The organism is Amycolatopsis sp. CA-128772 (assembly GCF_002904295.1).
In the GTDB taxonomy this organism is placed as follows: Bacteria; Actinomycetota; Actinomycetes; order Mycobacteriales; family Pseudonocardiaceae; genus Amycolatopsis.
The window spans coordinates 50,189-73,306 of sequence record NZ_PPHG01000094.1 but is presented as its reverse complement, the minus strand read 5'-3'; the positions used below and the strand labels follow the sequence as shown (position 1 = coordinate 73,306).

Annotated in this window: 20 protein-coding genes; 8 read left to right on the top strand and 12 right to left on the bottom strand. The window is 71.7% G+C overall.

What is annotated here, in order from left to right; translation table 11 throughout:
- Positions 1-361 precede the first annotated feature (361 nt).
- On the top strand, positions 362-1,618 hold the full coding sequence (locus tag C2L59_RS42370) for an MFS transporter (protein ID WP_103355224.1): 1,257 nt from the start codon (positions 362-364) through the stop codon (positions 1,616-1,618).
- A gap of 73 nt (positions 1,619-1,691) precedes the next feature.
- Positions 1,692-2,753: a DNA polymerase III subunit beta gene (locus tag C2L59_RS42365; RefSeq protein WP_103355223.1), complete on the top strand. Its 1,062-nt coding sequence runs from the start codon at positions 1,692-1,694 to the stop codon at positions 2,751-2,753.
- Here the strand turns inward: C2L59_RS42365 and C2L59_RS42360 are convergent.
- The 8 genes from C2L59_RS42360 to C2L59_RS42325 form a co-directional block, all read right to left on the bottom strand.
- A complete protein-coding gene (locus tag C2L59_RS42360) occupies positions 2,743-3,705 on the bottom strand; it encodes a hypothetical protein (RefSeq protein WP_103355222.1) in 963 nt (320 codons plus the stop codon). The genes C2L59_RS42365 and C2L59_RS42360 overlap by 11 nt on opposite strands.
- A gap of 108 nt (positions 3,706-3,813) precedes the next feature.
- A complete protein-coding gene (locus C2L59_RS42355; RefSeq protein WP_103355221.1) occupies positions 3,814-4,065 on the bottom strand; it encodes a glutaredoxin domain-containing protein in 252 nt (83 codons plus the stop codon).
- Positions 4,062-4,832: an MBL fold metallo-hydrolase gene (locus C2L59_RS42350; protein WP_103355220.1), complete on the bottom strand. Its 771-nt coding sequence runs from the start codon at positions 4,830-4,832 to the stop codon at positions 4,062-4,064. Before C2L59_RS42350 ends, C2L59_RS42355 begins: the two co-directional genes overlap by 4 nt.
- Positions 4,829-5,647, bottom strand: coding sequence for an NUDIX domain-containing protein (locus C2L59_RS42345; protein WP_103355219.1), 819 nt, complete (start codon positions 5,645-5,647; stop codon positions 4,829-4,831). The genes C2L59_RS42350 and C2L59_RS42345 overlap by 4 nt, the downstream gene beginning before the upstream one ends.
- Positions 5,648-5,756: 109 nt before the next feature.
- On the bottom strand, positions 5,757-6,890 hold the full coding sequence (locus C2L59_RS42340) for a hypothetical protein (protein WP_103355218.1): 1,134 nt from the start codon (positions 6,888-6,890) through the stop codon (positions 5,757-5,759).
- A gap of 36 nt (positions 6,891-6,926) precedes the next feature.
- Complete coding sequence (locus C2L59_RS42335) at positions 6,927-7,553, bottom strand: hypothetical protein (protein ID WP_003068077.1); 627 nt, start codon at positions 7,551-7,553, stop codon at positions 6,927-6,929.
- On the bottom strand, positions 7,553-8,008 hold the full coding sequence (locus tag C2L59_RS42330) for a RidA family protein (RefSeq protein WP_103355217.1): 456 nt from the start codon (positions 8,006-8,008) through the stop codon (positions 7,553-7,555). Before C2L59_RS42330 ends, C2L59_RS42335 begins: the two co-directional genes overlap by 1 nt.
- A gap of 5 nt (positions 8,009-8,013) precedes the next feature.
- Positions 8,014-8,175: a DUF4177 domain-containing protein gene (locus C2L59_RS42325; protein ID WP_003068074.1), complete on the bottom strand. Its 162-nt coding sequence runs from the start codon at positions 8,173-8,175 to the stop codon at positions 8,014-8,016.
- A 103-nt stretch (positions 8,176-8,278) separates the two neighbouring features.
- Between C2L59_RS42325 and C2L59_RS42320 the strand changes: the two genes are divergently transcribed.
- The 3 genes from C2L59_RS42320 to C2L59_RS42310 are packed head-to-tail and all read left to right on the top strand — an operon-like array spanning position 8,279 to position 10,674.
- Complete coding sequence (locus tag C2L59_RS42320) at positions 8,279-8,527, top strand: hypothetical protein (protein WP_103355268.1); 249 nt, start codon at positions 8,279-8,281, stop codon at positions 8,525-8,527.
- 21 nt (positions 8,528-8,548) lie between these two features.
- Positions 8,549-9,556, top strand: coding sequence for an ArsA-related P-loop ATPase (locus C2L59_RS42315; RefSeq protein ID WP_103355216.1), 1,008 nt, complete (start codon positions 8,549-8,551; stop codon positions 9,554-9,556).
- A complete protein-coding gene (locus tag C2L59_RS42310) occupies positions 9,553-10,674 on the top strand; it encodes an ArsA family ATPase (RefSeq protein WP_103355215.1) in 1,122 nt (373 codons plus the stop codon). Before C2L59_RS42315 ends, C2L59_RS42310 begins: the two co-directional genes overlap by 4 nt.
- A 120-nt stretch (positions 10,675-10,794) precedes the next feature.
- Here C2L59_RS42310 and C2L59_RS42305 read toward each other — a convergent pair whose 3' ends face one another.
- Positions 10,795-11,091 (bottom strand): WhiB family transcriptional regulator, encoded by a 297-nt coding sequence (locus C2L59_RS42305; RefSeq protein WP_103355214.1) that lies wholly within the window; start codon positions 11,089-11,091, stop codon positions 10,795-10,797.
- 345 nt (positions 11,092-11,436) lie between these two features.
- On the opposite strand from C2L59_RS42305, the gene C2L59_RS42300 reads away from it, so the two are divergent.
- Positions 11,437-13,611, top strand: coding sequence for a transglycosylase domain-containing protein (locus C2L59_RS42300; protein WP_199199651.1), 2,175 nt, complete (start codon positions 11,437-11,439; stop codon positions 13,609-13,611).
- A gap of 59 nt (positions 13,612-13,670) precedes the next feature.
- Here the strand turns inward: C2L59_RS42300 and C2L59_RS49980 are convergent, their stop codons facing one another.
- Entirely contained in the window at positions 13,671-13,799 is a 129-nt protein-coding gene (locus tag C2L59_RS49980; RefSeq protein ID WP_255410356.1) for a hypothetical protein, read from the bottom strand.
- 556 nt (positions 13,800-14,355) lie between these two features.
- On the opposite strand from C2L59_RS49980, the gene C2L59_RS42295 reads away from it, so the two are divergent.
- Both C2L59_RS42295 and C2L59_RS42290 read left to right on the top strand, forming a co-directional pair.
- On the top strand, positions 14,356-18,237 hold the full coding sequence (locus C2L59_RS42295) for a hypothetical protein (protein WP_103355212.1): 3,882 nt from the start codon (positions 14,356-14,358) through the stop codon (positions 18,235-18,237).
- Between the two features lie 9 nt (positions 18,238-18,246).
- Complete coding sequence (locus C2L59_RS42290; protein ID WP_103355211.1) at positions 18,247-18,696, top strand: hypothetical protein; 450 nt, start codon at positions 18,247-18,249, stop codon at positions 18,694-18,696.
- A 3-nt stretch (positions 18,697-18,699) separates the two neighbouring features.
- Here C2L59_RS42290 and C2L59_RS42285 read toward each other — a convergent pair whose 3' ends face one another.
- Positions 18,700-19,110 (bottom strand): hypothetical protein, encoded by a 411-nt coding sequence (locus C2L59_RS42285; protein WP_103355210.1) that lies wholly within the window; start codon positions 19,108-19,110, stop codon positions 18,700-18,702.
- A 7-nt stretch (positions 19,111-19,117) separates the two neighbouring features.
- The gene (locus C2L59_RS42280; protein WP_103355209.1) at positions 19,118-23,050 is read right to left on the bottom strand and encodes a hypothetical protein; all 3,933 of its coding nucleotides are present in this window, start codon (positions 23,048-23,050) and stop codon (positions 19,118-19,120) included.
- Positions 23,051-23,118: the final 68 nt, after the last annotated feature.

The following is a 23,118-nucleotide window of genomic DNA, read 5'->3' as shown; positions in this document are numbered from 1 at the left end:
AACAAAGAGCCGGGCGCCACCCCCGACGTGGCGCACCGGCTCTTCGTTGTTTGCGCGGACCATCCCCCGACGATCCGCGCTCCCCGCCCTCCGGGCCAGGCCCCGACCCGTGTGCCGGAGGGAGCTGGGTTTTTCTGTGCTGTCGTTCAACCATCACGGCCCATACCCACGAATTCAAGGCCATTCACTCTCAAGGACGCCGTCTGGGCCGTTTCGTTGCAGGAGTTCACGGAGAATATCGGGAGTGTTACCCGATCGAGACCTCCAGCGCCGGTCTCAAGATCTACTTCCCGTCCGGCGGTGACGCACCTGACCGGTAAATAACTGGTACTGACGTACCACTCTGCGGCATACTGCTCGTGTGTCCCAGTCTGTCTCGAACCACGAAAGCCGCACGTCCCTCGCCGACTACCGCACCGCGCTGACGACCCGCGCGGCCCGGTGGCCCGCCGTCGCGTCCGTTCTCGCCCGCCTGCCGATCGCCATGATCGGCATTTCGGCCCTGCTCTACGTCCAGCGCGAGACCGGTTCCTTCGCCATCGCCGGGCTGGTCTCGGCCGGTTCGCTCGTCGGGGTGTCGGTGGGCGCGGTGGTGCAGGGCAGGCTGATCGACCGGTTCGGGCCGACGCGGCCGCTGCTGATCGTCTCCCTGCTGCTGGCGCTGTCGATGAGCGCGCTCGTGACGGCCATCGAATCGCACGCCGCGACCGCGGCGCTCGTCGCACTGGGCGCGGCCACCGGGCTGACGGAACCGATGGTCGGGTCGGCGTCGCGGGCGCTGTGGACGCGGCTGCTCCCGCCGGGCGGCGCGCGCAACGCGGCGTTCTCGTACGAGGCGATCAGCATGGAGGTCTTCTTCATCCTCGGCCCCGGCCTGGCCGGGCTGCTGGTGATGGCGCCGTGGGCGGGCACCGGCCTGGTGCTGGGCGTCGCGCTGCAGTTCACCGGCGCGGTGCTGTTCGCGCTGAGCCCGGCGGTGCGGGCGTGGGGTTCCGCTTCGGGTGCTTCCGGCTCGCTGCTGGGCGCGCTGGCCAGCCCGGGCATGCGCACGCTGGCGATCGCCGCACTGGGCTTCGGCGTGGTGATCGGGTTCGTCGAGGTCGCGGTCCCGGCGGCGGCCACCGAGGCGGGCCAGGCGTCCGTCGGCGGTCTGCTGCTGTCGGCGTGGTCGCTGAGCTCGGTGGCGTTCGGCGTCGCGTACAGCCTGCGGCCGTGGCCGAGGCAGCCGGGCCTGCGGCTGCCGGTCCTGCTCGGCGGGTTCGGCGCGCTGGTGGCGCTGCTGGCGTGGCCGTCGTCCCTGTGGGGCCTGGCCCTGATGATGCTGCTGGCGGGGGCGCTGATCACCCCCCAGTCGACGGCCCACTCGACGACGATCGAGGTGGTCGCCCCGGCCGGGACGGCGGCGGAGGCGTTCGGCTGGGTGCTCACGGCGGTGACGCTGGGGCTGGCGATGGGCCAGTCGGTCAGCGGGTACGTGGTCGAGCACGCCGGCCCGGGCGCGGCTTTCCTGACCGCGAGCGTGGCCGGGGTGGTGCTGGCGCTGGTCGTGTGGCTGCTGCGCGGCACGGTCCGGCCGGCTCCGCAGACCACGGACGCGCCCGCGTTGGTCAACGCGTAGACGCTGCTCCCTCGCGGACCTACGTTTTCGCAGGTCAGCGGTTTTTGTCGGGGGTCACCGCTAGCTTGGGGGCATGGACGTCACAGCGCCTGCCCACCGGCTCTCCGCGGCCGTCTCCGCCGCGTCGCGGCTGCTGCCTGCCCGCTCCGGGCTGCGGCTGCTGGCCGATGCCGGCGGGCTGAGCGTGGGCGGGAGCGATCCGGATCTCGTCGTCCGGTTCGACTGCCCGGCCACCACGCACACCGGCGGCTCGGTCGTCGTGCCCGCGGCGCCGCTGGCCGAGACGTTGAAGGTGCTCGACGCCGACCGCGTGCGGCTGGTCGTCGAAGGCAGCCGCCTCGCGCTGCGGCTGGACAACGCCCGGTTCGCGCTGCCGTTGCTGCCCGGCGCCGGGGGCGTCGCCGAGCCGCCGGTCCGGGTGTCCGAAGTGGACGGCACCGCGTTCGCCTCGGCGCTGCGGATCGTCGCGGGCACGGCGGCGAAGGACGATCCGCTCCCGCTGTTCACCGGCGTCCGGCTGCAGACGGACGGCGAGCGGCTGACGCTGACCGCGTCGGACCGCTACCGGATGGCCGTGGCCCGGCTGCCGCTGCGTGCCCCCGGCGCGCTGGACGTCCTGGTGCCCGCGGCCCTCCTGGCGGAGGCGGCCCGCCAGGCGAGCGGCGTCGTCGGGCTGCACCTCGGCCCGGGGCGGTTCGGCGTGAGCTGGCCGGGTGGCCTGGTCGGCACCGCCGTGCTCGACGCCGGCTTCCTGTCCGAGGACTCGATCCCCTCGGGCTCGGTCGACACCACCGTGACCCTGGACGCCGACGCCCTGGCGGCCGCGGTCCGCCGGGTCGGCGTGTACGCCGAGGACAGGCGCGTGCTGACGCTGGAGGTCGGCGACGCCCACGTGCGCCTGGCCAGCGCGCGGCAGGACACGGGCGAGGCGGAGGAGACGCTGAAGGCCGAGGTCGGCGGCGGCCGGACGTCGCCGTCGTTCCAGGCCCGGTACCTGCTGGACGCCTTGGGCGCGTTCGCGGGCGAGCGGGTGGTGCTGTCGATCCAGCCGGGGATGCGGGCGTGCGTCCTGCGGGCGGCCGAGGCCGGGGAGGTGGAACTGACGTATTACCTGATGCCCATGCTCAGCCGATGATCTCCCGCAGGTCGCGGAGGACGACGTCGGCCGCCGGGCCGCCGGTGAACTGGCCGACCGTCAGTGCGGCGCTCCCGAAGCGCTGTTCGTAGGCCTGCCGGAGGTGCGGGGACGAGCGGCCGAGGGCCCAGTCGACCGTCGACGTGCTCGTGCGCAGGTAGTCGATGGGCGGGGTGCCGAGCACGTACAGCTCGGCGCGGCGGTCACCGCGTTCGAGGACCAGGGCGACCAGGTCGGCGACGAGCAGGCGCTTGCGCATCGTGTCGCGGCCCTTCCACTGGGCGGCCTTGAACTCGGCGACGCGGCGGTCGGTCTCGAGGTCGAACTTGCGGCCGCCGTCGTTGCCCGAGGCCAGCGACGGGCGCCGGACGATGCGTTCGCCTGGTTCGAGGATCTTCGGCAGCGCCCGGACGATCATCGCCGCGTGGATGAGGTCGTTGACGCGGCCGGCGTGCGTCCGCACCAGCAGCGCGCCCTTGAGCAGGGCGTCGGTGAGGCCCTCGGGCGCCACCCGCTCCTCGACGGTCTCGCGGTCGGCGCCCTCCAGGCGGTCCTCCAGCCGGCTCACTCGGCTGGAGAGGTCCTCCTGCCCGAAGAAGTCGTGCAGGTCGATGAACGACTTGATCGCCGACCCGAGGTCGTTCCCCAGCGGCGGCGGCTCGGCGGCCGGTTCGGCGGCGGGCGGCACGGCGGGCTCGTGGGGCAGCGGGCTCGTCGCGAAGCCGAGCCGCCGGAGCTGGCGGATCGCGTAGTGCGAGATGAAGTCGGTCCGCGGCACGCCGAGAGCACGCTCGAAGATCTGCCGCGGCGGCCACCGCAGCTCGCCGATCGCGACCCAGTGCGTACGGATCGGCTCGGGGCCGCCCAGGCCGGCCGCGCGCAGCACCTGGGCCCGGGTCAGGCGGTGCTGCTCGCCGTTGAGTACGAAGTCGATCGCGCGGTCGTCGTCCACAGGCTGTGAGTCGCCCGCCCGCCCGCTCCTGCTACACCTGCTCCCACGAGCCGAAGCGCGGCAACGCCCGGATGACCCGCACCGCCTCCGGCCGGACCCGGCCCGCGATCAGGCCGACGCGGCCTTGACCGCCGCCTCGACCTCGGCGAACGACGGGTTCACCATGGCCTTCGAGCCCACGATCACCGTCGGCACCGTCTCGTTGCCGTTCGCCACCTCGCGGACCCGTGCGGCCGCCGCCGGGTCCTCCCAGATGTTGATCGCGCGGACGGTGAAGCCGCTCTTCGACAACGGGCGCTCCAGGGCGGCGCAGAAGCCGCAGCCCGGGCGCCAGTAGAACTCGACCTCGACGTTGCTCATCCGTTCTCCTCAGACCGCAGGTAGTCCAGCTGCGCCTGCACGCTCAGCTCGGCAGGCGCCCACAACGCCCGGTCGACGTCGGCGTACACGACCTCGACGACCTGGCGGGGTGTCGCGTCCGCCCCGAGCGTCTGCAAAGCCGAACGCACCTGGTCGAGCCGCTGTTCCCGGTGGGCAAGGTACTCGCGGGCGGTCGCGGGCAGGTCGAGGAGCTCCGGACCGTGGCCGGGCAGCCCCACCGTGCCCGGCGGGAGCTCGATGAGCTTGCGCAGGGACCGCAGGTAGTCGCCGAGGTCGTGCAGCACCGTGGTGCCGCGGCCGAGGATGGTGTCGCCGGTCAGCACCTGGCCGTCGAGCACCAGCGACACCGAGTCGCCGGTGTGCCCCGGGGTGTGCAGCACCCGGATCGACAGGCCGCCCGCCGAGATCACTTCACCGTCCACGAAGGACGAGGCACCGACGCACAGCGCGGGGTCGAACGCCCGCACCGGCGCGCCGACGCGCTCGGCGAACCAGGGCGCGCCCTCGGCGTGGTCGGGGTGGAAGTGGGTCAGCAGGACCAGCTCCACCGCGCCCGCCCCGGCCAGCAGCTCCAGGTGCTCGAGGTCGCGGTAGCCCGGATCGACGACGACGGCCGGCACGTCCGGCGCCGCCCGCAGCACCCAGCTGTTGGTGCCTTCGAGCGTCATCGACGACGGGTTGTTCTCCAGCAGCACCGACGCCGTCCCGGAGACCTGGCGCAGCACGCCGTACGCGGGGGCGGTCATCGCTTCTCCAGCACGACGCGGACCTGGTCGTTCTCGCGGACCAGCGTCGGCGCGATCCGGACGATCTCGCGCGGCGCGGCCAGCACGTCGTCGGCGGTGGCGAACCCGGCCAGCTCGCTCAGCGTCAGCCAGGTCGGCGGCATCAGCATCCGGCGGCCTTCGCGCGCGTCGGCGATGGCGTCTTCGGGACGCTGCCAGCCGGAGCTCGACGCCTCCGACGTGGCCCCGTCGGCCTCCTGGCCTTCGGGCAGCTTCGCGACGTAGAAGCGGGTGTCGTAGCGGCGCGGCTCCTGCTCGGGCGTGATCCAGTGCGCCCACGGGCGCAGCAGGTCCGCCCGCAGGGTGAGCCCGGCGTCGGCGAGGAAGCCGGCCAGCGACACCTCGCGCGTCTCCAGGGCCTGGCGGGCGGCCGCGTACGGCGTGACGCCGGTGACGACCGCGTCCGCGCTGCCCGCGAGCAGCACGCCGGACTCCTCGAACGTCTCGCGCACCGCCGCGCAGGTCAGCGCCCGCGCCAGCGCTTCGTCGCAGCCGAACCGCGAGGCCCACCACGACGGCTCCGGCCCGGCCCACGCCACCGAGGTGTCGGCGTCACGCCGGTCGACCCCGCCGCCGGGGAACACGGTCATCCCGCCTGCGAACGGCATGCCCTTGACCCGGTGCTGGAGGAAGACCTCGACGCCGTCGGCGCCGTCCCGGACCAGGATGACGGTGGCCGCGTCCTTCGGCGTCGCCGGCGGGCCGCCGGCGTTCGCGCGGGTGGCCACCCCCGCGCCGACCGGGATGTCGAAGACGAACTCCTTTGGCTGCTCCACCCGGGAAACATACCTCCGGTACCCGACGTCCCGTCGCCCAGTTGTGGCACGCCGGACAGCACAAGGGCGGCACCTTCACGTGAAAGTGCCGCCCTTGGGTAAGCCAGGACTACGGAGCGGTCCAGCCGCGCTGGTCGCCGCCGGAGCGGGACGCGCCGTTGAGCCGCATCTTCGCCGCCTCGGCCCGCTCGCGCTCGGCCAGCTCGGCGTGCAGCTCCCGCAGCAGGGCCCGGTCGCGCTCGCTCAGGCTCGGGTCGTCCAGGTCCAGCGCCGGCAGCTCGACGACCTCGTGCATCGACGGCTTGCCCGCGGCGATCTCGCGGCCCTTCTCCGGGTCCTCGGCCAGCGCCTGCCGCAGCTGCGCCACCTCGGCCGGGGTGAGGTCCGCGGTGCGCTCCGCCCGCGTCTCCGACCGCGCCTTGCGGGGCGGCTCGGGGGCGGGCGGCGGCGACACGATCGGCACCACCGGGGCGACCGGCTCGGCCGGCGCCGTGGTGGTGGTGCTGCTGCTCGACCGCATGCTGTGCCGGCTGCCCGACTCCGCGACCGGCTCCGGGTTCACCGGGGCCGGCGGCTTGGCCGGCTCGGGACGGTAGGTCGACGCGGGCGCCGACGTACTCCCCGTCACCCACGCCGGCGACGCGGCCGCCGAAGCGGCCAGGTGGTACTCGGAGTGCGCGACACCCGGGCCGCTGACCTCGACGACCGAGTGGATGCCGGCCCGGCGCAGCGCCGTGTCGACGCGGAAGGCAACGGCGGGCGGGTTGCCCTCCGGCCCCAGCTCGACCAGCACCACGCGCTGCGGCAGCGCGCCCGGCACGCTGCCGGCCGGCGTGTTGCGCCACACCGCGTGCACCGACCGGACGTCCGGCAGCACCTGCAGCGTCCGGTCGAGCGCCTCGGCGATGCCGAACTCCGGCGCGTTCTCGCCGGTGAACCGGTGCGTGTTGACCGGCTCGGCCTCGTCGACCAGCAGGTCGTTCGCCAGCGTCGCGTCCGACCGGCTCATCTCGAGGACGAGCGCGAGCTCGCGCTGCTCGGCGGAGCTGACCGCGATCCGGCCCGCGATGAGCGTGCCGGTGGTCAGCTCGACCGCCTCGTCGATGTGGGCCCGGGCGATCAGCTCACGCGCTTCGGTGAGCGCGCTGTCGTCGATCCGGCCCGCCAGGGCCAGCAACAGGTTGTGCAGGCGCAGGGGCACCGAGAACCCGTCCATGGGCGGGCCGTCGTGGACCTCCACCATTGCCTTGCTCCCTCCCAGCTCGCTGGCGGGCGAGCGCTATGCGGCTACTAGCCGGTTCCCCGTCACCGCGCCCACGCAGACCAGCTCTGAGTCGGCCAGCGCGGCCCGGTGGTACCCCGGCAGGTCGAAGCGCGGCGGGATGACCTCGACGCTGGGCTCTTCGTCGCCCAGGACCCGCAACACGCGCTGCAGTTCGCCCGTCAACCTCGGCAAGCCGGCCTGCGCGGTGATGAGCAGGACGCGCTTGGCGGTCCCCTGCCCGACCACACCGACGTGTCGCCAGCTCTGCCGCACTTCCCCCACGTCCGGGCGACCCCGCAACGTTGCGTGGATCAGAACGGACACGGAGTCGACCGAGTTAACCCATTCGGGCGCACTCGACGTGAATGTGTACCGGTTCTCGGAGACGTCGTCTACCCCCAGGGTCGAACTGACCTGGTGCCAGTCGGCGCCGTGCGGGATCAGCCCGGCCACGAGCAGGCGGTACTCCGTCTGGTCGAGGTCAATCCTGTGCTTAAGCAAAGACCTCGGCAGGGTCCGGGCGAGGGTGCCCATGGCGCCCTCGCCGAGCCAGTCGCGGAACCGCCACAGCAGCTGGTCGGGCAGCCGCCCGGCCAGCCGGAGCAGCAGCTCGTGCGTGGACTGCTCGATGTCCGGGTCCATCACTGCACCTCCACGATCAGTTCGACCTCCACCGGCGAGCCGATCGGCAGCTCCGCGACGCCGACGGCCGAGCGGGCGTGGATGCCCGCGTCGCCGAAGACCTCGCCGAGCAGCTCGGACGCGCCGTTGACGACCGCGGGCTGGCCGGTGAAGCCTTCCGCGGAAGCCACGAAGCCGACAACCTTGACGATCCGCGTGACGTTGTCAATGCCCACCAGCCCGTGCACGGCCGCGAGCGCGTTGAGCGCCGACGTGCGGGCGTGGCCCTTCGCCTCTTCCGGGCTGATCTCCGCGCCGACCTTGCCGGTCGCGGCGAGCACGCCGTCGACGAAAGGCAGCTGGCCGGAGGTGTAGACGTGCTTGCCGCTCTGCACGGCGGGGACGTACGCGGCCAGCGGAGCCGCCACACCCGGCAGCTCGATGCCGAGTTCCTTCAGCCGTTCGCTCCAGCTCACCCGGATCAGCCCTTCGGACGCTTGAGGTAGGCGACGTGCTGCTCGCCGCTCGGGTTCGGCAGCACGGTGACCAGCTCCCAGCCGTCCTCGCCCCACTGGTCGAGGATCTGCTTGGTGGCGTGGATCAGCAGAGGGACGGTGGCGTACTCCCACTTGGTGGCGCTCATAGCCCGCGAGCGTAGCCAAGCGGGCAAGCGGACCGGGGGCCGCCGCCGGGAAACGCGTCGCGACGCGCCGGAGTGTGGTTCATCTCACGCTAGCGTGGGCCGCGTGGAAACGTGGCGTGTGCTCGCGACGGCGCTGCTCGCGGCGGCCGGGCTGCCCCTGGTGCTCGTCGTGATGGCGAAAGTGCGGGACCGGACGCAGAGCTCCGGGCAGGTCGCGGTCGGCGGCGTGATCACCTTCACGCTGATGGTCGTGCTCGGTGTGCTCACCCTCACCGTGCTGCCCGGGCTCGCGGCCTGGGTGCTGGTCGCGGCGGTCGCCGCTGCGGTCAGCGTCATGCTGCTGGCCAGCTGAGCGCTGATTTAGGGTGAAGAAGTGACCACTCCCCATGCCGGCTGGACCGACGAGCTTGCCCGCGCCCGGCTGCACTTCGTCACCGGCAAGGGCGGGACCGGCAAGACGACGCTCGCCGCCGCGCTCGGCCTCGCGCTCGCCCGCGAAGGCCGCCGCGTGCTGCTCATCGAGGTCGAAGGCCGCCAGGGCATCGCCCAGCTCTTCGACACCGAGCCGCTGCCCTACGCCGAGCAGCGCATCGCGTCCGTCCCCGGCGGGGGCGAGCTGCGGGCGCTGCACATCGACGTCGAAGCCGCGCTGCTCGAGTACTTCGAGATGTTCTACAACCTGGGCTTCGCCGGGCGGACGCTGCGGCGGATGGGGGCCATCGAGTTCGCCACCACGCTCGCGCCGGGGCTGCGGGACGTCCTGCTCACCGGGAAGATCAAGGAGTGCGTCGGCCGCACCGAGTCCGACGGGCGGCACACCTACGACGCCGTCGTCGTCGACTCGCCGCCGACCGGCCGGGTCGTCAAGTTCCTCGACGTCACCAAGGCCCTGACCGACCTCGCGAAGACCGGCCCGATCCGCGGCCAGGCCGAAGGGGTCGTGCGGCTGCTGCACTCCGGCGAGACGGTGATCCACCTGGCGACGCTGCTGGAGGAGATGCCGGTGCGCGAGACCGTCGAGGCCGTGGCCGAGCTGGACGGTGCCGACCTGCGCCCGGGCGCGGTGCTGGTCAACCGGGTCCGGCCGGAGCGGCTGCCCGCCCGCTCGATCACCGCGGCCGCGGACGGGCGCGTCGACGCCTCGCGCGTGCGGACCGGGCTCGCGGCGGCCGGGCTGAAGCTGCCGCAGGACACCCTGGACGCGCTGGTCGACGAGACCGTCGAGCACGCCGTGCGGGTGGCGGCCGAGCAGCGGGCGCGGGAGCAGCTCGCCGAGGCCGACCTGCCGACCCTGGAGCTGCCGGACCTCACCGAAGGCGTCGACGTCGCCGCCCTCTACGACCTGGCCGAAGCCCTGACCGACCAGGGGGTGCGGTTGTGACCACCATCGACATCGACGCGCTGCTCGACGACCCGGAAAGCCGCGTGATCGTCTGCTGCGGCTCCGGCGGCGTCGGCAAGACGACGACCGCCGCGGCGCTGGCCCTGCGCGCGGCCGAGCGCGGGCGGCAGACCGTCGTGCTGACGATCGACCCCGCCCGCCGGCTGGCGCAGGCGCTCGGCCTGCGTGAGCTGGGCAACCACCCGCGGCAGGTGCAGGTCGAAGGCTTCGAGCCCAAGGGCGAGCTGTGGGCGATGATGCTGGACATGCGCCGCACGTTCGACGACATGGTGCGCGTGCACGCCGGGCCGGAACGCGCCGAGCAGCTGCTCCAGAACCCCTTCTACCAGACCATTTCCACGTCGTTCTCCGGCACGCAGGAGTACATGGCGATGGAGAAGCTGGGCCAGCTCGCCGCGACCGCCGACTGGGACCTGATCATTGTCGACACCCCGCCGAGCCGCTCCGCGCTGGACTTCCTCGACGCGCCGACGCGGCTGTCGTCCGCATTGGACGGCCGGATGATCCGGCTGCTGACGGCCCCGGCGAAGGCCGGCGGCTGGGGCCTGCGCAAGGTGGTCAACGCCGGGTTCTCGATGTTCGCCAAGGCGGTGTCGACGATCATCGGCGGCCAGCTGCTGACCGACGCGTCGGCGTTCATGCAGGCGTTCGACAGCATGTTCGGCGGCTTCCGCGAGCGCGCCCGCAAGACGGCGGAGCTGCTGCGCTCGTCGGGGACGTCGTTCCTGGTGGTGGCCGCGCCGGAGCCGGACGCGCTGCGTGAGGCGTCCTACTTCGTCGAGCGGCTGTCGTCGGAGTCGATGCCGCTGGCCGGGCTGATCGCGAACCGGACGCACCCGGTGCTCGCCAAGCTGTCGAGGTCCGAAGCGCTGGCGGCGGCGGAGTCGCTGCAGGAGGGCGACACGAACGCACCGCTGGCCGAGGCGGTGCTGCGGCTGCACGCGGACCGCGTCGAGCTCGCGGCCCGCGAGGAGCGCCTGCTGGCGCGGTTCACCCGGGCGCACCCCGAGGTGGCGCTGGCGAGGGTGCCCGCGCTGGCCGGCGACGTGCACGACCTGGCGGGCCTGCGCGACATCGGCACCCGCTTGGCCGGCTGAGGCGGCACTTCCACGTGAAAGTGACCACCTGGGAGCGGCACTTTCACGTGAAAGTGCCGCGGTGGTGGTGGCTGAGCGGCGCGGGCGGCGCGGCAGCAGGTCCGCGCCGCCCGCGGCCGTTCAGCCGACCTTGACCCGCTCCAGCGCGGTGCGCTTGGCCGCTTCCAGCAGGTCGGCCCAGCTCTCCACGTCGGGGCGGCGGCGCAGCAGGGCCCGCCGCTCGCGTTCGGTCATGCCACCCCAGACACCGAAGTTGATCCGGCCGTCGAGTGCTTCGGCGAGGCATTCGGTGCGGACCGGGCAGCCCATGCAGACCGCTTTGGCCCGGTTCTGCTCCGCACCCCGGACGAACAGGCCGTCCGGATCGGCGTCCCGGCAGGACGCGTTGATTCGCCAGCTCGACTGGTTGGTTTCCATACCCCCAGCTCCCTACCCTGGTGATCGACGCACCAGCGGGGAAAGGCCCTGCGCCGCCCTGCCCCCGCGAGCGTGTCTCCCTCAGCTCACGTCGGTTACCCGGGCACCTCCCCGGTGCCGGTGCCGCCGTTCGGACCAGGCGAGCTCCCACCCGCGTTGACCCATCCGTCGGCTTTTCTTCGTGAGACGTTGACGGACTGTAGGGGCCCTCGGTTCCCCCCGTCGAGACCCAGAATGCCTTCCGTTACCAGTTGTCACCGAAGGGGGTCTGTTTTGTCACGGATTTCACACCCTCGGAGACACGGCGTCACCGGCGCCCGGCGCGGTCCGGGTAGCCTGGCCCTCGTGCGAAAAGCGGATGGTTTGTTCAAGCTCATCGGCCTCTGTCTGCTCGCGGGGGTGCTCGTCGCCGGCATGCTCTTCCCGGTCGTGGGGGCCGCCGGTGTCATGTCGAACCAGGCCAGCGAGACGGTGGAGAAGACGTCCTCCGACCTCGCCGACATCCCGCCGCCGCTGGTGACGACGGTCACCGACAGCACCGGCAAGCCGATCGCGACCCTCTACAGCCAGTACCGGCTGCCGATCACCGAGAACCAGATCAACGAGGCCATGAAGTGGGCCCTCGTCTCGGTCGAGGACAAGCGGTTCTACGAGCACCACGGTGTGGACTGGCAGGGCACGCTGCGCGCGGCCGTCAGCAACAGCACCGGCGCCGACACCCAGGGCGCCTCGACGCTGACCCAGCAGCTCACCAAGAACTACCTGATCAACGTCGTCTACCGGAACGACGCGATCGGCCAGAAGAAGGCCCAGGAGCAGTCGATCTCCCGCAAGCTGAAGGAAGCGCGGATCGCGATCCAGCTCGAGACGAAGCTGAGCAAGCAGCAGATCCTGGCCAACTACCTCAACATCGTCGAGTTCTCCCGGCAGATCTTCGGCGTCGGCGCGGCCGCGCACGCCTACTTCGACACGACGCCGGAGAAGCTCACCGTGCCGCAGGCCGCGCTGCTGGCCGGCCTGGTGAACAACCCGATCAACAACGACCCGTGGAACCACCCGGACAAGGCCACCGCGCGCCGCAACCTGGTGCTCGACCGGATGGTGGACAACAAGAAGCTGGCGAAGGCCGACGCGGACCGGTTCAAGGCCGAACCGCTGGGCGTGGTCCCGGACGGCCCGAAGAAGCCGCCGGCCAACTGCATCGGCGCCGGCCCGGAGGCCGGGTTCTTCTGCCAGTACGTCGAGGACTACCTGCTCAAGAGCAGCGGGATGACGAAGGACCAGCTCTACTCCGGCGGCTACACGATCAAGAGCACGCTGGACGAGCGCGCCAACCACGAGGCGAAGGTCTCGGCCGAGAACCAGGTCAAGAAGACCCAGCCGTACATCGCCAACACGTTGTCGCTGATCAAGCCGGGGAAGGAACGCCACGAGGTGGTCGCCCTGGCGGCGAACCGCGACTACGGGCAGAACCAGGACGCGGGCCAAACGACGTACGCGCTGCCCGCGGGTGTCTACAACACCGGTGGCGCGGGGTCGACGTTCAAGATCTTCACCAGTGCGGCCGCCCTCGACAAGGGGGTCACGGGGATCTATTCGTCGGTGGACATGCCGGAGACCTACACCTCGCACGTGTTCACGACCGAAAAGGGCGGGTGCAGCACCACACCGACGGGCAAGCCCCGCACCTACTGGTACTGCGTCGGCAACGCGGCTGACTACAGCAAGGCCGCCGCGAACGCGACGCTCCAGACGGCCCTCGCGACGTCGCCGAACACGACGTTCGTGGAACTCGAGGACCGGCTCGGCAGCACCGGCCCGGCCATCGACATGGCCAAGCGGCTCGGCCTGCGCGAGACGATGGCCAGCAACACCGGCGGTGGCCCGGTCGACCCGAACGTCAAGGAGAAGAGCAAGAGCCAGGCGGAGGCCTACGGTCCCGTCGGCAACAGCCCCGGCTTCGGCGCGTTCACCCTCGGGTTCAGCCCGGTGAGCGGCCTGGAGATGGGCAACGTCGCCGCGACGATCCTCTCCGGTGGCGTCTGGTGCCCGCCGACGCCGATCGCCGGGGTGACCGACCGCAACGGGAAGCCGGTGCCGATCAAGGAAGCGCCGTGCGAGCAGGCGGTGCCCGAAGGCCTGGCGAACACCCTGGCGGTCGGGATGAGCAAGGACGACCAGCCGGGCGGCACCTCCGCCAAGGCGGCCGGTGAGGTCGGCTGGGACCGGCCGATCATCGGCAAGACGGGGACGACGCAGGGCAACGTCTCGGCGGCGTTCGTCGGCGGCACGCCCCAGCTGGCGGGCGCGGCGATGACGTTCAAGTTCGGCGGCGGCCAGGGCGGCATCTGCGACGTCGGCCCGGGCAACGTCCGCGTGTGCCCGAGCGGGAACATCTTCGGTGGCAAGGCCCCGGCCCGGACGTGGTTCGGCGCGATGAAGAACATCATGGACGCCAGCCAGCCGGTGCTGCCACTGCCGGGCCCGGACCCGAAGTACATGGGCGGCGGCGCCCGGTAGCCGTCACGAAAGCCGGAAGGGGCCCGCGGTTTCCGCGGGCCCCTTCCGGCTTTTCCGGCTCAGTACCAGCCGGTGAGGATCTGCCGGCCGTTGTGGTAGCCGCCCGCCCGGAACACGTTCCAGGTGCCGTTCCACAGCTCGGCGTACCCGCGCGTCCGGCCGCCGAAGGTGCCGAAGAACAGGTTCACCCGGGTCCCGTCCTGCCGCAGGAGCGGCGGCCAGGGCCGACACCTTTCCGGAAATTATGCGCATCAAACCTCGATTAACCAGTGAAACCGCGAACGAGAATCGAGAATGAGCCGACGGCTCGATGACCGGCACCTATTCCGGGCTGCCGGCCCCTCCTCCCGAACGGAGGACAACCGCGGCCATCGAGACGACCTCAATCAGCCGTTCGAGTGACGTCAGACGTCCACGAAGACCCGGCCGGGGTGGTTGACCAGTCACCCGGTCAGCCCTTGATCATGGGGAACGCGACCTGTTAGCGTCACACGCTGCAGCGATGCCAATCAGGCCGCCGCGGTCACCAGCCCTGGGGAGGGGGTGAACGGCTCTGCCGCGTCTTCGGCCGCGAGCCGCACACACGTTCGGTTCCGCATCGCGCCCACCTGTTTCCGTCGAACAGTAATTCGGACATTTCCGTCGATTTTCCTCCGATTTTCCGCCGCGTTTTCCGGCGGCCGCGTTCGACGACCCATTCCCGTGATGGCCGCTGCCGTCACGATTCCCGGAAGGCACGCGCCCATGCGCAAGGTCCGAAGAAACCGCTTCCCGCGGTGGCAGCCCCTCGCGGCGGCCGTCACCCTGCTCTCCGCCCTCGCGGCCGGGCAGAGCCCCGCGTCCGCCGCGCCCGCTCCACCCGCGCCACGACCCGGTGCGCAGCCGGCCGCCTCGTCGGTTCCGCCCGACCAGCGCGCCCGCATGCTCGGCACCGGCTGGGCCGGCTCCCCGGACCGGGCCGTGACCAGCAACGGGGACGCCTCGGGCTTCCACGTCCTGGTCGCCGACGCCAAGGACGGCTACGCCTGGCGCACCGCCGCCACCCTCACCGAAACGGGCACCGAAACGGACCGGTGGATCGGCCGGACCTGCGTCACCTCGTCGGGGAAGCGGGCCGTCGTCGTCTACGCGCCGCGGCAGCTCGTGAACGACGAGGACCGCTCGCACCGCGGTGCCCTCGCCGCGGTCGTCGACCTGGACACCGGTGCGGTCACGAAACTGCCGGAGCCCGTGTCCATCGCCTACTACAACCCGGGGTGCGGCACCGGGGAGCGGGCGGTGCTCACCCAGAACTTCTTCCGCAAGGGCCAGTACGTCTCCCGGCTGTTCACCGTGGACGCCGCCGCCGGCCGCATAGCGTCCACTGTGGACACCATCGGCCAGGTGACGTCCGCCGTCCCCGCCGGCCAGAGCGTCGTCGCGGCCAAGGGCGACAACCTCGTGTCCGTCGGCGCGGACGGCGCGCTGAAACCGGTGGCGTACACGCCCGGCGGCGCGTTCCGGCTGACCGTGGACGCCTCGGGCGGGGTCGGCTACCAGACGCAGACGGCCACCGAGACGGCTGTCCACCGGTACGCCGGCGGCGTCGACGAACTCGTCACCAAGGCACCGCAGGGCTCGGTGCAGGTGCACGGCTCGGCCGGCCGGGTGTTCCTGCAGGGGCCGGACGCCACGCTGCCGTCGCCGCCCGCCGGCTGGCAGGCGGCGAAGGTGCCCGCCGACGCGGAACTCTCCACCACCGGCGCCTTCGGCGTCGACTCCGCGCTGCCCGGCAACCCGGCCGCGCCGGGCTCCGCGCCACGGCCCGCCGGCGGCACGCCGGTGCGGATCGCCGCGCGGGTGCCGGCGACCGGCGCCGAGCCGGAGTTCGAGGTGACGCCCGCCGCGCTGCACCCGGACCAGGGCAACGCCGACTCGCCCGCCGTGGCGAAGACCGCGGGCCCCGGCGGCGCCCAGCCGTCCGGTACCGGCGACGACACCACCGACCCGAACCGCAAGTGCGCGATCCCGCGCAACGACCCGCGCATCCAGTCGCTGCAGGAAACCCCGCAGATGGCCGAGTGGGCCGCGGACCTCGCCGTCAAGGGGGCGCTCACGGCGGCCCGGCCCGCCGGGTACAACGGTTCCACCCTGCCCGCGTACTCGCCGCAGGGGCTCTTCCCGATGCACGCCCTCCGCGGCGGCGGCCTGGTGCCGGCCCAGGTCCTGCTGGGCATCATGGCCCAGGAATCCAACATGTGGCAGGCGAGCCCGCACGCCGTCGACGGCGAGAGCGGGAACTTCGAGCAGGGCGGCTTCTACGGCCGCAACGTCGGCGTGGACTCGGTGAACTTCGCCAGGGCCGACTGCGGCTACGGCGCGACCCAGGTCACCACCGGCATGACCGTCGGCGACGGCACCACGGTGTACAGCCACGACCAGCAGGTGGCGCTCACCGTGGACTACGCGGCCAACATCGCCGCCGGGCTGAACATCCTGATCGACAAGTGGAACCAGATGAAGGACCTCGGGGTGGTCGCGAACAACGCCGACCCGCGGTACATCGAAAACTGGTGGTTCGCGCTCTGGGCCTACAACAGCGGCTGGCACAAGCTGAACGACCCGACCGACCCCAACAGCCACCCGGACGTCTACGGGCTCGGCTGGTCCAACAACACGGCCAACCAGGACCTGATCCAGGACCGCAAAGGCTTCCTGGACAACCTGACCAGCTGCAAGAAGGAACAGCAGGACGCGAACGGCAACTGTAACGACGCCAAGCACCCGGCGGACTGGACCTACCCGGAGCGGGTCATCGGCTTCGCGAAGAACTCGCTGGTCCGCTACAACTGGTCGACGGGCCAGTACGGCGCCACCTTCGTGAAGGCCGCGTTCCCGAACGGGAAGCCCAGCGTGCCGGCCCTCCTGACGTTCTGCGCGCCCGCGCAGAACGGGTGCGACCCGGCCCAGACCCACGTGCCCGGCAACTTCCCGGGCACGGTGGCCAGCCACTGCCTCCGTGACGACCTCGCCTGCTTCTGGCACTCGTCGTCGGCGTGGCAGCGCAGCGCGGCCCTGCTCGGCACCGAAGCCGTGATCCACTCGCCGGGCGAAGCCGAGCCCCAGCCGGGGCAGTTCTACAAGGCGGACTGCTCGGCCCCGGCGGGTTCGAGCGGCTTCCTGATCGTCGACGACGTCGCGCCGGGCACCCGGACCAGGAACGGCTGCGGCGCGGGCGCGACCAGCCACGGCTCGCTGTCGTTCAGCTTCGCCCCCGACAACGCGGGCAACTACCCGTCGAAGATCGACTTCCACCAGCTCGACACCGGCTACCGCGGGCACTTCTGGTTCGCCCACACCTGGAAGGACACCCTGGTCAACGCCAAGCACAAGGTCACCGGGACCTGGACGCTCGACCAGGCGATCAACGGCTGGGCCCGGGTGCTGGTCTACGTCCCGGACCACGGCGCGGCCACCCCGCAGGCGTGGTACCGGGTCAACGGCTCGGACAGCACCTCGCCGCTGCGCTCGGTCTCGGAAGGGGGCTACCTCGACGAAAACCGGCACCCGCAGGCCGGCAGCTGGCGTTCGCTCGGCGCGTTCAAGTTCTCCGGCGTACCCAGCGTGTCCCTGGACAACGTGACGCACAAGAACTACATCGGCGACCTGCCCGACGGCGTCGACGACGTCTCCTGGGACGCCGTCGCCTTCCAGCCGCTGCCCGGCAAGCCCGCGAACCAGGTCGTCGCGATGGGCGACTCGTACTCGTCCGGCGAAGGGGCCACCCCCGACGATTCCTGGGCCTACTACCGGGAGACCGACCACGACGGGACCAACAACGCCCTGCGCAACGCGTGCCACCGGTCCAGCGACGCGTGGTCGCGCCTGGGCAAGCTGAGCGACAACCCCGGGCAGAGCATCGGCAGCCGGTCGGACACCTTCGACCCCTCGCTCGACTACCACCTGACGGCCTGCCAAGGCGCGCGCGGCCACAACGTCTGGCCGGGTGACCCGGGCGAATACGGTGAACCGGCCCAGGTCGACCAGGGCTATCTCGACCAGTACACCAACCTGGTCACGTTGTCGATCGGCGGAAACGACGCGCGGTTCACGGACATCCTCCACAACTGCGTGACGTACATTCCCGCGCACGTGGGCGGCTCGTGCGAAAACATGTCACTCGACAACGACGGAAAACCGGTTTCCCAGACGATTCCCGCGCTGCTGACCAGTGACGTCATCCCGGCCATGGAAAAGACCATCCAGAACGTGACCGACCGGGCCCCGAACGCGGCCCTGCTTTTCATGGGTTACCCGCAACCCATCGAGAACGCCATGCCCTGCACCACGCTGTTCGGCGGCAGTTCGATCACGTGGTTCCGCGGCATCGCCGGCCGCCTCCACGACCTCCAGTCCCAGGAGGTGACGAAACTGCGTGACGGCGGGATGAACATCCGGTTCGCCGACCCCGTTCCGCTGTTCGACGGCAAGGGTGCCTGCGGTACCGGGGAAGCGGTTCACGGGCTCGTCACCCGGTTCTCGCAGGGGGACGCCAGGCAGCCGGCGAGCCAGCAATCCTTCCACCCCAACGAATACGGCTCGACGCTGTACGCCCAGGTTCTTGAGCGGACATTGCACGACTGGTAATCTCGGAAAATGAAATGGCGGCTGGTCGCGGGAGCGGGAACGGCGGCAATCGTCCTGTTCGCTGTTCCCGCGGCCTGCCAGGCCGTCTCGGACCACGCCAGGAGCGCCGCCCGCGAACACGCCATCGGCACCGTCCGCGGCCAGGCGGCCAAGGACCTGGCCGACATCGTCGCGGATCCGGCGACCCGCAACGCCGACCCGGGCCAGGCGGCGCAGCGGGTGTCGGCGTACCTCAGCCCGCCGAACCCCAGCGAAAGGACGGTGCAGGGCAACGGGTTCGAGGTTCGCACCCGCTTCGACGAGCCGTGGTCCGACCAGGGCCAGGAACACCGGGTCCGGCTCTGCGTCGCCTACGTCAGCCGGGACGCCCGGACCGGTCCGGTGACCCTGGCCGACCGGCCGTGCCCGGCGGATCCCTCCTTCAGTCCCGGTCTCGACGAGGTCGTCAAGACCAGCTGACGCTCACGGGCCGACCGCCGGGCAGCTCGGCAACCGGTCGTAGCGCACGGCTGTGCCGGCCGCCGGCGGGACCGCGAACGCGTAACACACGCGCTGGTCCGGGTCCGGCGACACGAGCCGGACGACCACCGTCGCCGCCTCGGTGTTCCGCTCGATCTGCGTTGCCGCCGCGCCGTCGATGGATGCCGCACGGCGGAGCGAGGCGTCCTGCGCTCGCTCCGCCGGGGTCAGCTTCTCCAGCCGGACCGCGATCTCCGGGGCCTCCGTGCCGACCACGTGCGGTTCCGTGCCCTTGTCCTGCACGCGGGCCGGGACGACGGTGAAGACCCACACCACTCCCGCCGCTCCGGCCAGGAACACGCCGAAGAGCAGCCAGAAGAGCAGGGGCTTCGCCCGCCGTCCCGGTTCCGTCATCAGGTCGTCAGCTCGGGTAGTGGAGCTGGGTCAGGCGCGCTTCCATGACCTGAGCGTAGCCCGTCGTCCCGGCCGCGTTGGGATGGAACATTTCGCGGCTCAGGCACGCTCCGCCCAGGATGTCCCAGAAGCAGAACGGTGACGGGTTGTCCCCGTTGTGGAAGTCACCCTCGCCGTTGGGGCCGAGGACGATCTTGTTGATCCACTCCGTGCCGTCGCAGCCGCCGTGGCCGACGAACGCGCCGATCGGGTCGGCCGCGTCCACCTTGATGCCTTCGCCGCGCAGCTGCGCGACGGCCTCGGCCTCCTTGTCGCGGACGTAGTTGGTCAGCTCGGCGATCGCGTGCACCTCGGTCAGGTCGAAGTACCAGGAACCGCCGCACTTCACCGTGCGGCTCAACGGTTCCGGGTACGCCACCAGGACGATCTGCGCGTTCGGCGCTTCACCGCGGACGGCGCGGATCGAGTCGGCGATCCGCGTCTTCGTGCGGTCGACGATGGCCTTGTACTTCGGCAGGTACTCGTCGTCGGCGCAGTTGGTGATCGACGCGCAGTCCATCAGGGCGTCGACGAACGCGTTCTCGTCGTTGCCGCCGATCGACAGGGTCACCAGCGTGGTTTCCGGCGTCAGCACCCCGGAGGCGACCTGGTTGATCTCGTGGAACTGGCCGTCGCCCTTCTCGTACTGCTCCGGGTGGATCCAGGACGTCGGGATCGAGCCCGAACCGTTCCACCGCCCGGACACGTTCCACGTCCACGCCCCGGAACAGGCGACGAACCCGAGTTCGTTGTTCGTGTTCCACTGGTCGGACAGCGTGCCCAGCGGGCCGCCCGAGCCGGGGATCACCATCTTGCGAGGCCAGGCGTTGGCGCTGCGGCGGCAGGCGTTCCACTCGGCGTTGCCGTGGTTGGCGTCGGACTCGGTCGCGTAGTTGCCGGCGCCCTCGCCCGAGGAGTAGGAGTCGCCCAGCGCCGCCACGATGTTCGCCGGTTTGCCCGGCAGCGGCTGGAACGCGATCGCGTCCCAGGCGACGTCGACGTCGCCGGTGCCGTCCTCGGTCTGCGAGCTCAGCGAGACGCTCGGCCGCCCGGCGAACGGGTACACCCCGATCGACACCCAGCCGTTGCGCTGGATCTGCTGGTTGAGGTACCGGTGCCGCTGCTGGCCGTTGCCCAGGCTGATGTCGTAGCGCGCCTGCTGCGTCTGGGCGCCGACGTCCGGCAAGTGCACCATGACCCGCGCCCAGGCGTTGAGCGGGTTGTCCAGCGACCACGTCCCGGTCACCTTCAGCCGGCCGCCTTCGACCGACGACGTGCGCGTGTGGCCGAAGTAGAAGTGGCCGCCGAAGCCGCCGCCGAGCTGGTGCGTGTCGACCTTCCCCGGGTAGTGCCCGGTGCCGTCGTCGGCGTAACCGAGCTGGAAGCTGCCCGCGTTGTTCCACGGTTGCCCGCAGTTGCTCCGGACGGACGGGGCACCGTTCGCGTCGTCGACGATCAGCGCGTTCGACGGCAGGCCCTGGGTTTCGCAGTTCGGCGGGTAACTGTTGGCGTCTTCCTGGTAGGCGTAGCCGGGATCGAACCGGAGCAGTTCGTAGCCGCACGAGGAGTCGCAGTCCGGCTTCCACGTGTTCGGCTGGTGGTACCAGCACTTGAGGTCGAACTTCCCGCCGGTCTTGTGCGCGCACGGGCCGGCCGGTTCGCCGACGACGTTGCCCGGGTCGTCCGGACCCGTGCCCGCGTAGTCCGGCACGTTCTTCTCTCCCGGGTGGCATTCGTTGCTGTCGTCGCAGAACTGGTTCACCGGCGGCTTGACCGCGAGCCGGTTGTCCACGGTGTTCCACCACGACGGCCGGAAGCCGGCGACCATGGTGCCCGGCGTCTCGATCAGGTTGACCGGGTGCCCGGCCCAGCCGAGCACCTTTTCCGGGTACGGCCAGTACTGCGGGTGCGCCGCGTCGGCGTAGGAGTACTCGAGGAACGGGAGCCGGCTGTCGAGGAACCGCGGGTTCGCCGGGTTGTTGCCCCAGCCGAGTCCCCAGGGCGCCGACCCGGACGCGGGGTGGAAACCGGAGTTGTAGGCCCAGATCGCGAAGAACCAGTTCTCGATCCGGGACACGTCACCGTTGTTGACGACCAGGCCCGCGCCCCGGACCTCGTTCCACTTGTTCGAGATGATCTGGGCGCCGGCGGCCACGTTCGCGGCGAAGTCCAGCGCCACGGCCCGCTGCGTCGGCAGCGGCCACGCCTCGTCGCCCGGGCCTTTCTCCTTGCCCGCCAAGCGCATGTGGTCGGTGACCTGCGTGACGCCGTAGCCGCAGTCGGCCTTCGCCCAGTCGATCGTCCAGTCGTCGGCCTCCGTGCCGTTGTAGTAGTTGATGCCGTAGTAATTGCCGATCAGCGGGTTGCCGGTGGTGCCGGGCACCGAGGACCGCGCGGCCTGCCACATGTTCGACTCCTGCGCCGTGATGCCGAGCAGCACCTGCGCGGGCACGAACCCGCCGCCGGCCAGGTCGACCTTGGGGAACAGGCCCTGGGGCGTGTAGGCCGGCATGCCGAGGTTCTTCCAGTTCGCCGGGCGCTGCACCGTCAGCGCGCCGCGGACGGCCTGGTCGACCGCCCATTCGACCTGCCGGGGTTTCGGCTGCATCGCCTGGTTGCGCGGGTCGTTGCGAGGCACGCTGCAGTAGCGGTCGGCCGAGTCGGACGGGTCGGTGGGGCTGCCGTTGGTGGTCGCCCCCGCCGCGGCGCCGGCCGGCGCCGGGCTCGTCACGCGCCCGGCCGCCGGGGCGGTGTCCGTGCCGGCGACCAGCGTGACCTGCTTGCGGTTGGGCAGGACAGTGGCGGTGATGTTGACGGCCTGGGCGCCGGTGGGCGCCAGCCGCGGGTCGGGCGCGCCCGGCTTGACCACCTCGGTGACGGCGAGCCGCCCTTCGGTGGACACCGTCGCCTCCTTCGGCACGTCGAGCAGCGAGACGGCGGCGGGCAGCTTCACGCCGGTGGCCTTCTTCACGCCGGTGACGGCCACCCGGCCGCCCCGGCCCGAGGTCACGCCCAGCGCGGTCCGCGCGCCGGTGGCGAGGGTCCGGGTGGCGACCGAGCCGTCGCCGGCGATCTCCGCCCGGCGGACCTTGGCGTTCTGCGTCCCGTCGTGGTCGAGGTAGACCACGCCGCCGTCGGCGTCGGCGGCCAGCGCGTAGGGCACCCCGGACGCCGGGGCGACCCGCTGCAGAGCGCCGCGGTCGGTGATGCGGACGAGCGCGTCCTTGGTCGCGCCGATCAGGCCGTGCGCCGTCGGCACCGCCGACGTCAGCTGCCCGGCGACGTCGATGGGCGCGGCGAGCTTGCCGGACGCCGCGTCAAGGCGCAGCAGCCGGGTCTTCCCGAGGTCTTCGTCGCCGGCCTGCGTCAGCACGGCGGAATCGCCGGTGCCGCAGGAGGGGTTGAAGTAGGCGAGGCTGGTCCGGACCGGCAGCTTCCGCACCGCCCCGGTGTCGAGGTCGACGACGGCGGTGAACGCGCCGCGGTCGAAGAGCTCGGTCTTGTTGGTGAAGGTGCGCGGGGCGTACGCGACGACCGCGCGGTGGGCCGAGCCGGTCACGCAGACGTTGCCGATCCACGCGTCGGCGTCGAAGCCGGGCTCGGACAGCGTGGCGACGGTGTGCCACTCGTACGCCTTCGCCTCGTCGGCGACCAGGAGGTGGAAGCCGTCCGCGTCACCGCTGCTCGTCCAGGCCCGGTCGGCCGAACGTTCCCAGCCGGGCGCCCGTTCGCCGGCCCCGACGCTGCGGGCGGTGGCCCGCGGCGGGGCCACGGCCCGGGTGTCGGTTTCCGGATTTTGGACCTTGGGCGCGGCGGAGGCCGGCCCCGAGACGGCGGCGCTGACCGAAAGCGCGACCGCGAACGCGGCCGCCCATCGGAACCGCGGACGACTGGAACTCACTGATCCCCCTCGATGCAGTGGGCGCGAAACCGCTCGCACGGAAAACACCGCGCCGGCAGCGGACGCGG

Coding starts and splice junctions, on each gene's coding strand:
- C2L59_RS42365 (WP_103355223.1), top strand. CDS start 1,692: ATGGACGTCACAGCGCCTGCCCACCGGCTCTCCGCGGCCGTCTCCGCC.
- C2L59_RS42355 (WP_103355221.1), bottom strand. CDS start 4,065: ATGAGCAACGTCGAGGTCGAGTTCTACTGGCGCCCGGGCTGCGGCTTC.
- C2L59_RS42350 (WP_103355220.1), bottom strand. CDS start 4,832: ATGACCGCCCCCGCGTACGGCGTGCTGCGCCAGGTCTCCGGGACGGCG.
- C2L59_RS42340 (WP_103355218.1), bottom strand. CDS start 6,890: ATGGTGGAGGTCCACGACGGCCCGCCCATGGACGGGTTCTCGGTGCCC.
- C2L59_RS42335 (WP_003068077.1), bottom strand. CDS start 7,553: ATGGACCCGGACATCGAGCAGTCCACGCACGAGCTGCTGCTCCGGCTG.
- C2L59_RS42325 (WP_003068074.1), bottom strand. CDS start 8,175: ATGAGCGCCACCAAGTGGGAGTACGCCACCGTCCCTCTGCTGATCCAC.
- C2L59_RS42305 (WP_103355214.1), bottom strand. CDS start 11,091: ATGGAAACCAACCAGTCGAGCTGGCGAATCAACGCGTCCTGCCGGGAC.
- C2L59_RS42295 (WP_103355212.1), top strand. CDS start 14,356: ATGCGCAAGGTCCGAAGAAACCGCTTCCCGCGGTGGCAGCCCCTCGCG.
- C2L59_RS42290 (WP_103355211.1), top strand. CDS start 18,247: ATGAAATGGCGGCTGGTCGCGGGAGCGGGAACGGCGGCAATCGTCCTG.
- C2L59_RS42285 (WP_103355210.1), bottom strand. CDS start 19,110: ATGACGGAACCGGGACGGCGGGCGAAGCCCCTGCTCTTCTGGCTGCTC.